This is a genomic window from Corynebacterium xerosis NBRC 16721 = ATCC 373, from assembly GCF_001552415.1.
Taxonomy (GTDB): domain Bacteria; phylum Actinomycetota; class Actinomycetes; order Mycobacteriales; family Mycobacteriaceae; genus Corynebacterium; species Corynebacterium xerosis.
This window is the reverse complement of sequence record NZ_BCRD01000001.1, coordinates 143,662-157,748: the sequence shown is the minus strand read 5'-3', so window position 1 is coordinate 157,748 and position 14,087 is coordinate 143,662. Positions and strand designations below refer to the sequence as shown.

The 14,087-nt window shown below is 69.7% G+C and carries 13 protein-coding genes and 1 tRNA gene; 4 read left to right on the top strand and 10 right to left on the bottom strand.

From position 1 onward, the window contains the following. Positions 1–84: 84 nt before the first annotated feature. The 5 genes from CX1_RS00760 to prfB form a co-directional block, all read right to left on the bottom strand. A complete protein-coding gene (locus CX1_RS00760; protein ID WP_082719039.1) occupies positions 85–1,605 on the bottom strand; it encodes an SLC13 family permease in 1,521 nt (506 codons plus the stop codon). Between the two features lie 152 nt (positions 1,606–1,757). Next, entirely contained in the window at positions 1,758–2,420 is a 663-nt protein-coding gene (locus CX1_RS00755) for a response regulator transcription factor (protein ID WP_046651474.1), read from the bottom strand. Next, the gene (locus CX1_RS00750; RefSeq protein ID WP_082718953.1) at positions 2,417–4,183 is read right to left on the bottom strand and encodes a sensor histidine kinase; all 1,767 of its coding nucleotides are present in this window, start codon (positions 4,181–4,183) and stop codon (positions 2,417–2,419) included. The genes CX1_RS00755 and CX1_RS00750 overlap by 4 nt, the downstream gene beginning before the upstream one ends. Next, positions 4,183–4,656 carry a hypothetical protein gene (locus tag CX1_RS00745; RefSeq protein WP_052753364.1) on the bottom strand — a complete coding sequence of 158 codons (474 nt, stop codon included), beginning with the start codon at positions 4,654–4,656 and terminating at the stop codon, positions 4,183–4,185. The genes CX1_RS00750 and CX1_RS00745 overlap by 1 nt, the downstream gene beginning before the upstream one ends. A 159-nt stretch (positions 4,657–4,815) precedes the next feature. Next, complete coding sequence (gene prfB, locus CX1_RS00740; protein ID WP_046651485.1) at positions 4,816–5,934, bottom strand: peptide chain release factor 2; 1,119 nt, start codon at positions 5,932–5,934, stop codon at positions 4,816–4,818. A gap of 144 nt (positions 5,935–6,078) precedes the next feature. On the opposite strand from prfB, the gene CX1_RS00735 reads away from it, so the two are divergent. Then, positions 6,079–6,903, top strand: coding sequence for an inositol monophosphatase family protein (locus CX1_RS00735; protein ID WP_060925243.1), 825 nt, complete (start codon positions 6,079–6,081; stop codon positions 6,901–6,903). A gap of 48 nt (positions 6,904–6,951) precedes the next feature. On the opposite strand, the gene CX1_RS00730 is transcribed toward CX1_RS00735, so the two are convergent. Next, positions 6,952–7,602 (bottom strand): sulfite exporter TauE/SafE family protein, encoded by a 651-nt coding sequence (locus tag CX1_RS00730; RefSeq protein ID WP_046651472.1) that lies wholly within the window; start codon positions 7,600–7,602, stop codon positions 6,952–6,954. A 38-nt stretch (positions 7,603–7,640) separates the two neighbouring features. Here CX1_RS00730 and CX1_RS00725 point away from each other — a divergent pair, with 38 nt between their 5' ends. Next, positions 7,641–8,468 carry an inositol monophosphatase family protein gene (locus CX1_RS00725; protein WP_060925138.1) on the top strand — a complete coding sequence of 276 codons (828 nt, stop codon included), beginning with the start codon at positions 7,641–7,643 and terminating at the stop codon, positions 8,466–8,468. Positions 8,469–8,565: 97 nt separating this feature from the next. Beyond that, complete coding sequence (locus CX1_RS00720) at positions 8,566–8,907, top strand: hypothetical protein (protein WP_162836790.1); 342 nt, start codon at positions 8,566–8,568, stop codon at positions 8,905–8,907. 54 nt (positions 8,908–8,961) lie between these two features. Here CX1_RS00720 and CX1_RS00715 read toward each other — a convergent pair whose 3' ends face one another. From CX1_RS00715 to CX1_RS00705, 3 genes are all read right to left on the bottom strand, one after another. Further along, a complete protein-coding gene (locus CX1_RS00715; protein WP_052753362.1) occupies positions 8,962–9,894 on the bottom strand; it encodes a trypsin-like peptidase domain-containing protein in 933 nt (310 codons plus the stop codon). Between the two features lie 294 nt (positions 9,895–10,188). Next, positions 10,189–11,697: a succinyl-CoA:acetate CoA-transferase ScpC gene (gene scpC, locus CX1_RS00710; RefSeq protein ID WP_046651470.1), complete on the bottom strand. Its 1,509-nt coding sequence runs from the start codon at positions 11,695–11,697 to the stop codon at positions 10,189–10,191. 131 nt (positions 11,698–11,828) lie between these two features. Then, positions 11,829–12,467: an HD domain-containing protein gene (locus CX1_RS00705; RefSeq protein WP_046651469.1), complete on the bottom strand. Its 639-nt coding sequence runs from the start codon at positions 12,465–12,467 to the stop codon at positions 11,829–11,831. Positions 12,468–12,715: 248 nt separating this feature from the next. On the opposite strand from CX1_RS00705, the gene CX1_RS00700 reads away from it, so the two are divergent. Next, the gene (locus CX1_RS00700) at positions 12,716–13,705 is read left to right on the top strand and encodes a GlxA family transcriptional regulator (RefSeq protein WP_255217617.1); all 990 of its coding nucleotides are present in this window, start codon (positions 12,716–12,718) and stop codon (positions 13,703–13,705) included. Between the two features lie 94 nt (positions 13,706–13,799). Here the strand turns inward: CX1_RS00700 and CX1_RS00695 are convergent. Further along, positions 13,800–13,876: transfer RNA gene (locus CX1_RS00695), tRNA-Met, on the bottom strand. Between the last annotated feature and the right edge of the window lie 211 nt (positions 13,877–14,087).

Genomic DNA, 14,087 nt, shown 5'->3' with positions numbered 1-14,087 from the left:
CGGTTCGGCTGACCGTGCTTCAGGTGTCGGTGATTCGGCTGGTGGTTGCTCGGACGGTTGCTTTGCGACGGCCGGGTGGGCGCGTCACGCCCCGGCCCCCAATCCCATGACCGGCCAGATGAGCAGCGCGAACACGGCGATGAGGACGATGGTCGGCAGCGCGATGAGCGCTGCACTGCGCAACCGGTACGCGTCGCCGAAGACGGGAATGCCCTGTTCGGCGGGGACGGTGGCGAACATGGCCATGGGCTTGGCGGAGCTGTTCATGGTGTGGCAGAACCCGGCGGCGGCCGTCGACGCGAACGCCGCGATGACGGGGTCGGCGCCGGCCGCCGGTGCCAGCGCGATGACGATGGGCACCAGCACCGTCGACCGGGCCGAGCGGGACTGGATGATCAGGTGCGCGGCCGCGGAGACCACGATGACCCCGACGAGGAACACGGGCGCCGCCGCCTCGCCGCCTGGCGCGACGTCGGCGAGCATCCCCGTCAGCGCCGCCGCGGCGCCGGAATCGATCAGCGCGCCGCCCAGCGCCAGCGTCGCCGCCATGAACAGCAGCAGCGACCACGGCACCTTCTTCAATGCGGCGCCGAATCCGAGCGGCCCCCACGACGGCAGGGTGATCACCAGCGCGCCAAGGAGGGCGACGATGGCCGGGTGCACGCCGTGGAGTTCGTCGGTGGACCACAGGCACACCACGGCGACCAGGACGATCATCGAGCGCGACTCGTGGATGGTCAGCGGCCCGGTCACGGGTGCGTTCCCGGGGACGCCGGCGGCGAGATCGGCCAGAGACAGGTCGAGGCGCTGCCGCCGCTGCTCCCGCGTCGATCCGGCCACCAGCACGATTTCGGCGGCCAAGTGCGACGACGCCAGCGCCAGCGGCATGCCGACCATGAGCCAGCCGGTGTAGCCGATGGTGCCCAGGTCCGCGCGGTCGAGGATCTGGTCGGTGATCAGGTGCGCGCCGGCGCCGATGTACGAGCCGACCGCGGAGAGCAGGATCACCGTCGGCAGCGCGAGGCTGAGCACCACGACGAGCCACCGGCGCTGCGGCCCCAGCGCCGCGGCCAGGGCGATGAACACGGGCAGAACCAGCGCGGCACGGCCCGAGGTCGCCGGGATGGCGAACGCGGTGGCCACCACCGCCAGGGTGAGCAGGTGGACCAGGCCGCGCGGGGTCCGGCACCCGGCGGCCAGGTGCACGGCGGCGCGCACGCCCAGGCCGGAGGCGGCGACCGCGCCGGAGATGACGAAGGCGCCGATGAGCAGCCACGTCGTATCCTCGCCGAGCGCCTCGAAGGCGTCGTCGGCGTCGATGACCCCGATGAGCACCAGCGTCACCGCCGCACCGAGCGCGATGTAGGTGTCGCCGATCTTGGTGAAGGACCACAGCCACACCGCGATGGCGAACACCGCCAGCGTCACGGTGGCGTCGAACCCGATGCCCTCCGGCAGCGACCACAGCCCGGCGATCATGGCCAGCGCGGCGACGATCGCCGCCGGCCGCATCACGGTCCGCATCGGCCCCCGCGCCGAGCGGAACCATTCCAGGGGGCCGCGCCGTCCCGGTTCGTCGGGGTCGGCGTCGGTCACCGCGGGCATGGGGGCCGCGGGCGGGGTGGTGGCGAAGTGCGCCGGGCCGTCGGAAAGCGTGTTTTCGCAGGTCTTTTGCTTGACGACGCCGTGGTCCGGCCCGTTTTCGGGTGCACTGGATGAACCGGACGTGCTCGTGCACGGCCGGGAAAGGTCGTTGATCATGGCAGGCGATACCCCGATCCGCGGATCGTCTCGACGCGGTGGGCGCCGATTTTGCGCCGCAGCGCGCGGACGTAGACGTCGACGACGTTGGACGCCGGATCGAAGTCCAGGCCCCACACCCGGCCGAGCAGCTGGGCGCGGGAGAGGATCTGGCCGGGGTGGCGCAGGAAGACCTCGAGCAGGCCCATCTCGCGGCGCGACAGATCGACCCACTTTCCGTCGACGTGGACGCGGTGGGCGCGCAGGTCGAGCTGCAGGTCGCCGTGGCTCAGGCGCCCGGAGGGCTCGGCGGAGGCGACGTCGTCGCTCAGGCGCAGGCGGACGCGGGCGAGCAACTCGGCGAACTGGAAGGGCTTGGTCATGTGGTCGTTGGCGCCGTCCTCCAGGCTGCCGACGGTGTCTTCCACTCCGTCGCGCGCGGTGAGCACGATGACCGGCACCTGTACCCCCGACTGGCGCAGGCGCGTGAGCACCACCCGCCCATCGATGATGGGTAGGCCGAGGTCGAGGACGACGAGGTCGTACTCGCCGCCGCGGGCCAGCTCGTAGGCGGTCAGACCGTCTTCGGCGACGTCGGTGGCGTAGCCGGCGTCGCGGAGGCCGCGGCAGATGAAATCGGCGATGCCACGGTCGTCTTCGGCGACGAGGATGCGGCTCATGACGGCTCCTTCGGGTCGGTGGTGGTCGGGTTGCTGGTGGTCGGATCGGTGGTGTTCGGGTTGCCGGCCGGGCCAGTGGTGGTTGGTTCGGTGGCGCCCGGGGCAGAATCGGGGCCGGCGTTCTGCGCGGCGTCCGGATTCACCGGCGGGAACGGGTTGGTCGGCGGATCCGGGTCATCGGGGCGCGTGCGGTTCTCCGACCCGGGGTCGATGGCCCAGGACTCGCCGGGGGAGGCACCGGCACCACCGGCGTCGCCGGCGTCGCCGGCGTCGCGGGGAGTCGCAGGCGCAGGACCGGCCGGCAGCTCCAGGCCGAACGTCGCGCCCTCGCCCTCCTTCGACGTCACCCACGCCGAGCCTCGATGGGCGTCGGCGATGGCCTTGACTATGGACAGCCCCAGTCCGGCGCCACCCTTGTTGCGCTTCGCCCCGCCGCCGGTGCCGCGGGAGAAGCGGTCGAAGACGTGGCGGGCGTCGCGGGCGGACAGGCCGGGCCCGTCGTCGGTGATCCACAGGCGCAGCAGGCGATCGGCGCCGGAGCCGGTGACGCGGCTGCCGATGCGCAGGGCCGACCCCTCCGCCGTGTGATCGACGGCGTTGGACGCGATCTGGAGCATCGCCTGCATAACTCGCTCGCCGTCGACGGTCGCGGTGGTCTCGGCGATCTCCTCCACCAGCCACTCGCGGTCGCCCAGGGCCTGCGCCTTGGATTCCAGTTCCAGGGTGAGGTCGGCGACGTCGACGGGCCCGGGGACGACGAAGTCCGACCGCTCCGCCCGCGCCAGGGTCAACAGCTCGGAGACTATCCGCGACATGCGGTCCAGCTCCGTCGTCGCCAGATTGATCGACCGCTCGCGCTCCTCGCCGGAGGCGCCCTCGAGCAGCTCCAGCTGGCCGCGGATGACGGTGATCGGCGTGCGCAGCTCATGGCCGGCGTCGTCGATGAAGCGGCGCTGGGTCGCGTAGGAGGTCTCCAGGCGATCGAGCATCCCGTTGAACGTCAACGCCAACTCGGCGATGTCGTCGCGGCCGGTCACCGGCACGCGCCGCGACAGGTCGGTGTCCTGGATGCGAGCGGCCACGCGGCGGACCTCGCGCACCGGCGCCAGGATCTGCCCGGCGACCAGCCACGCGATGAGCAGCGTCAGCAGCAGACCGCCGACGGCCACGCCGGAGATGACGCGCACCTGGTGGTGGACCTCCGCCCGCTCGGCGGCGGTGAAGGCCGCGACGACCAGATGATCCGGATCGGGGCCTCCCGTCAACGCGACCTGGCCCCAATGGACGCGTCCGTAGGCGTCGGATTCGAAGATGCCGGACGGCTCGTCGGACTCGCGGATCGCCCGCAGCAGCTCGCCGTCGCCGGCCAGCCCGCCGGGGTCCATGCCATCGGGGCCCGTGCCCCGCTCGATCTGCAGGACCTGATCGCCGACGATGCCCGCGATGACCTCATCGGCCTCCGGGATCTGCCGCGACAGGAACACCTCGAACAGGCGCGTCGACGACTCGAAGGGCTGCCCCGTCTCCGGGTCGGCGCCCTCCACCGCGAATCGGCGGAACTCCTCGACCTCCTGCTCGACCTGCGCGTTCGCACCGGCTTCGACCTCGGACAGCATGATCGTTCGGGTGGTGAGGATGATCGTGAACAGCACGATGCCCAGCAGCACCATGATCCACGTGACGATCCGCCATCGGGCGGAGAACCGGGAGCCGACGACCGGCTCATCGGGGCGATCGGCGGCCTTTCCCGCTGCGGCGGCCATCAGTCATCGTCCCAATCATCCGAGCCGTCGTCCCAATCGTCGTCCCAGTCGTCGTCCCAATCATCGCCGCCGCCGTAGTTCGGGGCCGGCTGATAGTTGAGATTCGGCGCGGGCGCCGGGGCGGGGGCCGCTCCCCCACCGGAGGAACCGCCGGCACCGTTTCCGCCGCCGGAGCCACCGGCACCGCCGGCATTTCCGGAACCGCCGGCGCCGTCCGCACCCGAGTCGGACCCGCTTGCGCCATCACCGGAATCGCGGCCGGAATCATCACCCGAATCATCGCCCGCGGCACCGCCGTCGTCGCCCGCGTCACCGGCGCGCGGCGCCGGAGGCAGCTCACGATCGGTCACCGCGGGTTCGCTCGACACGTTGGGCGGCGCGTCATCCGAGGTCAGCGCACCGCCGGCCACCGCCAGCAGCACCGGCACGGCGATCACGCCGGCCAGCGGCAGCACCTTCTTCATCATGTCCATGACTCAAGCATGAACGCCATGCATGACCGGCGCATGAAACCCCGATGAGAGTCCTTTCATCTTGGCAATCACCGCGCCGGCCCGTCGCAAAGCAGACCCGCACGATGAGGTGCGGCGCGCTACTTGCTCCGCTGCCTGCTCCTCGGCCTACTCCGCGACCTACTCCTCGTCCTGCGAATCCATGCGCCAGCGGATGCCGGCCTCGAGGAACCCGTCGATGTCGCCGTCCAGCACGGCCGAAGGGTTGTTGACCTCGTGGTTCGTCCGCAGATCCTTGACCATCTGGTACGGGTGCAGGACGTAGGAGCGCATCTGGTTGCCCCACGACGCGTTGCCGCCGGCACCGAGGGCGTCCATCTCGGCCTGCTCCTCCTGGCGCTTGCGCTCCAGCAGCTTGGCCTGCAGCACGCGCATGGCCGACGCCTTGTTCTGGATCTGAGACTTCTCGTTCTGGCAGGTCACCACGATGCCGGTGGGCACGTGCGTCAGGCGCACCGCCGAGTCGGTGGTGTTGACCGACTGGCCGCCGGGGCCGGAGGACCGGTAGACGTCGACGCGGATCTCGTTGTCCGGGACGTCGATGTGGTCGGTGGTCTCCACCACCGGCAGCACCTCGACCTCGGCGAACGATGTCTGACGGCGGCCCTGGTTGTCGAACGGCGAAATGCGCACCAGTCGGTGCGTGCCCTGCTCCACCGACATGGTGCCGTACATGTACTCGCCGTGGACGACGAACGTGGCGGACTTGATGCCCGCCTCCTCCGCGTAGGAAATGTCGTAGACGTCGACCTTGTGGCCCTGCTTCTCCGCCCAGCGCGTGTACATGCGCATGAGCATCTCGGCGAAGTCCGCAGCGTCGATGCCGCCGGCGCCGGCGCGGATGTTGATCACGGCCTCGCGCTCGTCGTACTCGCCCGACAGCATGGTCGTGACCTCGAGGGACTCGATGTCGGCGCGCAACTCGGCGCGCTCGGCGTCGGCCAGCTCCACGGCCTCGGCGGCGGAATCGCCCTCTTCCTCGTCGGCGAGCTCGTACATCACCGGCAGATCGTCGAGCCGCTCGCGCAGCGACGAGACCTTCTTCAGCTTCGCCTGCACCTGCGACAGCTGCGAGGTGACCTGCTGCGCGTGGTCCTGGTCGTCCCACAGCGACGGGTCGGCGGCCTGCGCCTCCAGCTCGCGGACGCGGTCGGACAGCTCCGCGGGGTCGACCACCTTTTCAATGGTGGTCAACGTCGCATCGAGGTCATGGAGGTCAGCGGTCACGTCGGGATTCACGCGCTCCACTGTAGCGAACGGGCCTCCGCCGATTTCGGGCGCGGGCGGGCCGGTCGCGGCGGCCCCGGCGACGCCCCGAGGGTGAACGGGAGTTCCCGAACGGGCGCGCATGCGGGATCCGGCGCCGCGTGCACAATGGGGGCCATGACGGATGACGCGACGACCTCTCCCCTGGACCCGCCGATCGAGGACACCATCGACGACGCTTCGCTTGCCGCCCACGTGGTGCGCCGCGCCGCGGAACTCGCGGCCCGGATGCGCGCGGACGGGCTGGAGACCGAGTTCAAGACCTCCATCTCCGACGTCGTCACCGCCGCCGACCGTGCGGCGGAGCAGCTCGTGGTCTCCGAACTCGCGCGGTTGCGGCCCGACGACGGCATCCTCGGCGAGGAGGGCTCCGCCAAGGACGGCACCTCGGGGCGCACGTGGGTCATCGATCCCGTCGACGGGACGTACAACTTCACGTCCGGCTCCGACTACTGGTGTTCGGCCATCGCCCTGGTCGAGGGTTCCCCGGACGATCCGGAGCGGATCATCCTCGGCGCGGTGCATCGGCCGTCGGAAAGCGTCACCTGGATCGGCGGCCCGGACCTGCCGACGACGCGCACCGATGAGCGCGGGACCGTCGAATTGGAGCGCATCGGCGACGCACCGGCCGGCACGCTCAGCGTGGGCACGTACCTGCACACGACATGGCTTGGCGACGGCCCCTTGGTGGCGGCCTGGCTCGAAGCGGCGGGGCGATTCGCCACGTGGCGCATGCTCGGCTCGGCGTCGGTGGATTTGGCCGGGGTCGCCGACGGGCGCGTCGGGGCGTGGTTCCAGCATTCGGTGGCGTCGTGGGATTGGCTGCCCGGCCACGCCCTGGTCGCCGGAGTCGGCGGCGCCAGCGCGCTGGTCGACGGCTGGCGCATCGCGGGCCCCGAGAACGTCGTGGCCGAGCTCGCGGAAACGCTGAAGAAGGTGTAGGGGAACGGGGGAAGCACCGGCGCAGGCGCCGCCGGGGGACGCGCACGTCTAGAAGTGCAGCAGCCCGATGACCACCAGCAGCACGGAGACCAGGTAACCGGCTCCGCGGGAGAAGGCCTCGCGGTTGTCGCGCCCGCGCTGGAACATGCCGCCGAGCCACGACGTCGGGTTGAGGCGGACGAGGCCGACGAGGATGGCGACCAACGTCGGCAAGCTCAAGGCCACCGATGCGTAGAGGATGAGCCCGAGGTAGCGGTCGAGCGTCGGCAGCCCGCCGGCGGAGAGCACCGCCAGCCCCAGGAAAAACGGCCCGGACGTCACCGACTGGATGGCGCCGAGGACGAACCCGGTGGCCACCGTCATCATCGACGGGGTGCGCAGGGGCCGCAGGATTCGATCGACCAGTGCCGAGGAATCTCCGCCGCGCCACGTCATCACCGCGGTGGCGATGCCGGTGAGGATGAGCAGCACACCGAACAGCGGGGATTCGACGAGCGTCTTGATCTTGTCGCCGAGGCCGTCGAAGACGAAGAGCACGCCCAGCGCCAGGACGGCCACGCCCAGCCAATCGCCGATGATCAGCAGCGGGGTGATCCGGCGATAGCGGCCCGCGGGCAGCATGAGACCCAGCGCGACGACGACGGCGATCAGCAATACGTTGATCGAATCGATGAACGCGTAGGTCAGGGCGTGGAGCATGCGGGGGCCTTCCGGTCGACCGGTCTAGACTACCCGGCATGAGCGCCTACGCCGATGACCTCGCCCTCGCCCAGCGGCTCGCCGACCTTGCCGACGCGGTGACCATGCCCCGCTTCGGTGCCGCGGATCTGTCCGTGGAGTCGAAGCCGGATCTCACGCCCGTGTCCGACGCCGACTTGGCCTGCGAGCGGGAGCTGCGGGCCCTGCTTTCCGACGAACGCCCCGACGACGACGTCCTCGGGGAGGAATTCGGCGGCGACGCGATGCTCGCGGGGCGCCAGTGGGTCATCGATCCCATCGACGGGACGAAGAACTTCGTGCGCGGCGTGCCCGTGTGGGCGACGCTGATCGCGCTGCTCGTCGACGGCGTGCCGGTGGTCGGCGTGGTGTCCGCGCCGGCGTTGGGCCGCCGCTGGTGGGCCGCCGAGGGCTCCGGGGCGTGGAAGTCGGTGGCCGTGGGGTCGCCGGCGACGTCGGAGGCCCCCGCCGAGGCAGTCGGAGCTCCGGCACCGAAGCGCCTTTCCGTGTCCCGCGTCGGCGACGTCGCCGATTGCTCGGTGGCCATTTCTTCCCTGACCGGGTGGCGCGACCGCGGCTTGCGCGATCAGCTCATCGCGCTGACCGACGATGCCGGGCGCCTACGCGGCTACGGCGACTTCTTCTCTTATTGCCTGGTCGCGGAGGGTGCCGTCGACGTCGCCGCGGAGCCGGAGGTGTCGCTGTGGGATCTGGCGCCGCTGGCGATCCTGGTCGCCGAGGCCGGCGGCCGCTTCACGTCGCTGGCCGGAGTCGATGGACCCCACGGTGGCGACGCCATCGCCACCAACGGGCTGCTCCACGACTCCGTGCTCGACTACCTGAAGTAGCGCCCCGAAGCAGCGCCTCAACTTACACCCGTTAGCCACCCACCCCTATCCATGCCCCATGAGGTGACGCTAACCTGATCCGCGAAAGCTCACGGAGATGGAAGCGGGTGCGGGAATGGGCAAGGCCAAGAGCAAGGCGGGCAAGGACAAAGACAAGGTTAAGACCAAGGCGAAGAAGGCCAAGGCTGCGAAGGCCTCCGCCACAACGGCGCTGCGCCTGCCCGCCTGCTCGAAGGCCGAGGCCAAGGCCGCGAAGAAGCTCCTGGACAAGGATCCGTTCAAGCTCGCGACAATGACGCCGAAGAAGAAGTGCTGCAAATCCGGCACGCGCTGCCTGCGCTGCCCGGTGGTGCTGCACAAGCTCAACCGCGAGATCAAGAACGGCGAGGTCGACCGCGCCGCGCTGCTGCTGGTCGCGGCGAAGGCGCGGGTGCGGTAAACACTCGCGCCGCAGGCGTCGGCGCGTAAGTCTCCAGCGCGCCGACCCGTCCCCTTACGCCAGGCGGAATCCGCCGCCCGGGCCGCCGTGGAGGTTCATGTCGTCGATCTGGGCGCGCACGGACGTGACGACCGTCGGCGCGAACACGGGACCCTGCAAAGGCGTGGTGCACGCGGGTGCCGAGTTGGCGCCCTTGACCATGGCCACGAGGCGATCACCGACGAAAACCGGGGCACCCGAATCGCCGGGCGCGGCGCAGATCTGGGTGGACACGTGCGGATCCCCGGGCGCACCCTGCAGCCAGGTCGGGCCGCACGAACGTCCGGTGGCCACGCCCTGCTTGCAGGCGATCTCGCCGGGCTCGGGCAGCTCGCCGACCGATGCGACGCGGGTGTCGCCGTACGCCGACGCCGGAACGGCACGCGAATTGAGCACCAGCACCGAGTAGTCGAAGGTCGCGTCGACGCGCTGGACGGTGCCGACGACGCCGGCCTCCACCGCGTCCATGGAACGAACCTCGGCACCGGGGCCGCCGCAGTGGCCGGCGGTGATGCCGATCAGGCGGTCCGCGGAGTCGCGGCCGGCGGCCGTGAGGGTGCACACCGCGCGCCCGTCACCGTTGCCGACGAGGATCGGCGTACCCGGCCCCATCAGCGCCTTGCCCTGCGCGGCCAGCCGGTCGGCCTCGGCGGGCGCGGTCGGCGAGGAGAACCACACGCCGTCGACGCGCTTGTGCACGGGCCCGGGCGACGCCCCGAGGATCTTCGACACCGGGTCGTCGGCGACCTCATGCGGCTCCATCGAATACTCGAGGGCCGAGTAGTCCAGCGCGTAGTCGTGCTTGACGACGCTGGATTCGTGACGCCCCGGCTGGCCGGAATCGACGGATTCGGCCGGTGCCGCCGCCGCTTCCCCCGCCCCGAACATCGGGATGAACGCCGCCGCGATCAGCGCCACCGCGGCCCGCTTGCCCCTGAAAAAGCCCATCTGCCCTGCCACGCCCCATCCGATTGCGTATCCGTCCACAAAATGCCGTGTGTACTGGCATTTTCCACATGTCCGGGCGACCTTACCCGCCGACCCGAACCTGGGGCCAATGTTACGGAAGTTGCGGATGTGATTTGCAACATGGTCGTCGAAAAGCAAAGGGGCGCAGCGGTTCCCAATGACGAAACCCCCGCGGCACCATGTGCCACGGGGGTCCGCTTCCCCTGCCCCGGTCGCCACCTGACGCCCGCTTCGCGGCGAACGCGATGCGGGCGGTGAACCGGGCGAAGACTCCTACTTGCCCTTCATAGTGCCGTGCTCGGCGAGATTCTGGTGGAAGGAGAACGCGGTCGCCAGATCATGCGGGGTGTGCATGGGACGACCCCCCGAGGTGGCGCGCTCGACGTACTCCTCCAGCAGCGGGCGGTAGTCCGGGTGCGCGATGGCGATCATCTTCTTCGCGCGGTCACGCGGGGCCAGGCCGCGCAGGTCGGCGTAGCCGTACTCGGAGATGACCACCATGACGTCGTGCTCGGTGTGGTCGATGTGCGACGCGAAGGGCACGATCGCCGAGATGGCGCCGTCCTTGGCCAGCGACGGGGTGATGAACGACGAGATGAAGCCGTTGCGGGTGAAGTCGCCCGAGCCGCCGATGCCGTTCATGATCCGCGAACCGGAGACGTTCGTGGAGTTGACGTTGCCGTAGATGTCGGCCTCGATCATGCCGTTGGTGGCGATCAGGCCCACGCGGCGGATGACCTCAGGGTGGTTGGACACCTGCAGCGGGCGGGTGATGATCGACTCGCGGTAGCGCGCGGCCTCCTTGTTCATCCGCTCGGCGTACTCCGGCGACAGCGAGAACGACGTCGCCGAGGCGACCGTCATCTTGCCGGCGTCGATCAGGTCGACCATGCCGTCCTGGATGACCTCGGTGTAGGCCTGGATGTTCTCGAACTTCGAGTCCAGCAGGCCCGCCATCACTGCGTTGGGCACGTTGCCGACGCCGGACTGCATGACGTAGCCGTCGTAGGCCAGGCGGCCGCCGGCCACCTCGCCCTCGAGGAAGTCGAGGAAGTTGCCGGCGATGCGCTGGGAGACGTCGTCGATCGGCTTGAACGGCGAGTTGCGGTCCGGCGAATCGGTCTCGATGACGGCGACGACCTTGTCGGTGTCGATGTCGATGTACGTGGTGCCCACGCGGTCGCCCGGGTTGTTGATGGGGATCGCCGTGCGGTTCGGGCGGGACTGGACGCGGTAGACGTCGGCCATGCCCTCCAGGTCCACGGACTGCCAGGAGTTGACCTCGATGATGATTTTGTCGGCGGCGTCGAGGTACTCGACGTTATTGCCGACGCCCGACGACGGCACGATGTGGCCCTCTTCGGTGATGCGCGCGGCCTCGACGATGGCGAAGTCCAGCTTGCCGAAGAAGCCCTCGGAGACCTGCTGCGCCGAGTGCGACAGATGCATGTCGGCGTACTTCATCTCGCCGGCGTTGATCTTCTTCCGCATGATCGGGTCCGACTGGTACGGCATGCGGAAACGCAGGGCGTCGGCCTCGGCCAGGACGCCGTCGCAGTCCGGGGCGGTCGACGCGCCGGTGTACAGGTCGATGGCGAACTCGTCACCGCGGGCGTGGGCCTCCTTGGCGCGCTCGGCGATGGCGGTCGGCATTTCCTTCGGGTAGGCGGCGCCGGTGAAGCCGGACATGCCGATCTTCGCGCCGTGGCCGATGAACTCGGCGGCCTCGGCGGCGGACATGATCTTGCCGCGGAGCTTCTGGTTGGCAATGCGCTCGGTCATGGTTTTCGTTCCTTCTCTATGCAGTCGTTGCTGTGGGTGCTGGAGGTGCTGTGGGTGCTGTGAGTGCCGTGGGTGCTGTGCGACGCCCCGGCGCCCGCACTTGTCGGCGGGCCCCAGGGGCGGACGGGGACCTACTCGGCCCAGTCGTTGGCGCGGATGATCTCGACGAAGTCGTCGCGTTCGAAGCCCGGCAGGAAATGCTCGAGGACGTCGGCCTTGACGTTGCCGAAGGTGGTCTCCGGGCGGTGCTTGATGCCGTCGGTGAAGGCCTGCAGAATCTGGTTCTTGAAGTCCGGGCGCGGGTGGGCGGCGGTGATCTCGGCGCGCTGCTCGTCGGTGAGCTCGTCGTAGTCGATGCCGAGGACGTCGAGCTCGACGCCGCGGGTGACCAGGGCGATCTCGGGGGCCATGTGCAGCGGGATCTCGGGCGTGGTGTGCAGGGCGATGCCGGCCCACGCGAGGTCGGCGCGCTCCTCCGCCAGGCCATGCTCCAGCAGGAATCGGCGGGCCTCGTCGGCGCCGTCGATCTCGAAGCGCTGGTCGTCGCGGCGGTACTTCTCCGTCAGGCCCAGGTCGTGGAACATCGCGCCGACGTAGAGCAGCTCGGGGTCGAAGTCGAGCTTCTCCTGCTCGCCGCGCAGGGCGCCGAACACGTACACGCGCCGGGAGTGGTCGTAGATCAAGTCGGATGCGGCCTCGCGGACCAGCTCCGTCGCTTCCTTCGCCAGCTTGCTGTCGGGGATCTTGATTCCGGCGATTTCCTCGGCCATGTCAACACCACTGCCTTCCGTGTCGGGTTGTCGGGGGTCGATGGAGATGCTTTGCGACGCCAACGTCGCACCACCTCTGGCCTCGATGATCGTTTTCGGCGATATACTTTCGCCATGTCCAGGCAGCCATGTTTCCCACGATTTCGGACATCGCCGTCCGCCCGTACGATGCCGGTGTTACGGACCGGGAGACTGGCCGTCGCAAAGCAATCGGCGACGATGAACGGGGACGCGCGATGAAGCGGCGCATGGGGCTGATCGTGTTCGACCGGGTGACCATGCTCGACGTCAGTGGGCCGGCGGAAGTGCTGAACAAGGCCGACGTCATCAACGCGACGGTTGGTGCCGGCGGCACGGGCGTCGGCGTCGGCGTCGGCGGCACCGGATACGAGCTTCTGTACATTTCCCCCACCGGCGGCAACGTCCGCACGTCGTCGGGGATGACCATCGCCGACACCGTCACCCCGGACGGCGTCGGACCACTGGACACGCTGATGGTCGCCGGCGCCGAGCACCTCGCCACCGATCCGATCGACGCGGAACTGCTCTCCACCGTCGAGACGCTGGCCACCGGGGCCGGACGCGTCGCGTCGGTGTGCACGGGCGCGTTCGCCCTTGCGGAGCTGGGCTACCTGGACGACCGCCGGGCCACGACGCATTGGCGCCACGCCGACCTGCTGGCCCGCCGGTACCCGAAGGTGCGGGTCGAACCGGACATCATCCACATCCGCGACGGCCGCTACCTGACGTCCGCCGGCATCACCGCCGGCATCGACCTGACGCTGGCACTGGTGGAAGAGAATCTCGGCGCCGACGTCGCCCGCGCCGCCGCCCGCGACATGGTGATGTTCATGCAGCGCCCCGGCGGGCAGTCCCAATTCTCCGCGGCGCTGGATACGCCCCCGGGCGCCAACCGGGTCCTGCGCGAACTCCTCGCCGCCATCAAGGCGGACCCGGGCGCCGACCACACCGTGTCGTCGATGGCGGCGACGGCCAACGTCAGCACCCGCCACCTGGGCCGAATGTTCCACGACGAGCTGGGCACGACGCCGACCCGCTGGGTCGAGCGCATCCGCCTGGATCGGGCGCGGCAGCTGATCCTGGAGGGCCTGCCGGTGACGAAGGTCGCCGAGCTGTCGGGCTTCAGCAGCGACGAAACGCTGCGGCGCTCCTTCGGCCGACACCTGCACACCACCCCGACGGAGTACCGGGCCCGCTTCGCGTCGGCGCTGCCCTGACGGTGCCGCCCGTAACCGCGCCGCCGAACGGGCCATCGAAAGGACCCGGACACGACGAAGGCCCCCGGCACAATGCCGAGGGCCTTCGTTCACGTGGTAGCGGGGGCAGGATTCGAACCTACGACCTCTGGGTTATGAGCCCAGCGAGCTACCGAGCTGCTCCACCCCGCGTCGACTGCTTGCACACCGTAACACGGAACCAACTGATTCCATAATCACGCCGCTTGCAGCGGGCGCTGATCTTTCGAGAGAATCTCTCGCTGACCAACGAGACGTAACACTAGCACCGAGCCTCAACTCTTGGCCAATCCCCTGGTCAGCGCGGTGCATGCGCTTTACGACGGCCGACGTCCGCATGGGAAGGCGCCCCAACGGGAAACCG

Bases quoted from the DNA above. Each gene is read 5' to 3' on its own strand.
- CX1_RS00760 (WP_082719039.1), bottom strand. From the start codon at position 1,605: ATGCCCGCGGTGACCGACGCCGACCCCGACGAACCGGGACGGCGCGGC.
- CX1_RS00755 (WP_046651474.1), bottom strand. From the start codon at position 2,420: ATGAGCCGCATCCTCGTCGCCGAAGACGACCGTGGCATCGCCGATTTC.
- CX1_RS00750 (WP_082718953.1), bottom strand. From the start codon at position 4,183: ATGGCCGCCGCAGCGGGAAAGGCCGCCGATCGCCCCGATGAGCCGGTC.
- CX1_RS00745 (WP_052753364.1), bottom strand. From the start codon at position 4,656: ATGGACATGATGAAGAAGGTGCTGCCGCTGGCCGGCGTGATCGCCGTG.
- CX1_RS00735 (WP_060925243.1), top strand. From the start codon at position 6,079: ATGACGGATGACGCGACGACCTCTCCCCTGGACCCGCCGATCGAGGAC.
- CX1_RS00730 (WP_046651472.1), bottom strand. From the start codon at position 7,602: ATGCTCCACGCCCTGACCTACGCGTTCATCGATTCGATCAACGTATTG.
- CX1_RS00725 (WP_060925138.1), top strand. From the start codon at position 7,641: ATGAGCGCCTACGCCGATGACCTCGCCCTCGCCCAGCGGCTCGCCGAC.
- CX1_RS00720 (WP_162836790.1), top strand. From the start codon at position 8,566: ATGGAAGCGGGTGCGGGAATGGGCAAGGCCAAGAGCAAGGCGGGCAAG.
- CX1_RS00715 (WP_052753362.1), bottom strand. From the start codon at position 9,894: ATGGGCTTTTTCAGGGGCAAGCGGGCCGCGGTGGCGCTGATCGCGGCG.
- scpC (WP_046651470.1), bottom strand. From the start codon at position 11,697: ATGACCGAGCGCATTGCCAACCAGAAGCTCCGCGGCAAGATCATGTCC.
- CX1_RS00705 (WP_046651469.1), bottom strand. From the start codon at position 12,467: ATGGCCGAGGAAATCGCCGGAATCAAGATCCCCGACAGCAAGCTGGCG.
- CX1_RS00700 (WP_255217617.1), top strand. From the start codon at position 12,716: ATGGGGCTGATCGTGTTCGACCGGGTGACCATGCTCGACGTCAGTGGG.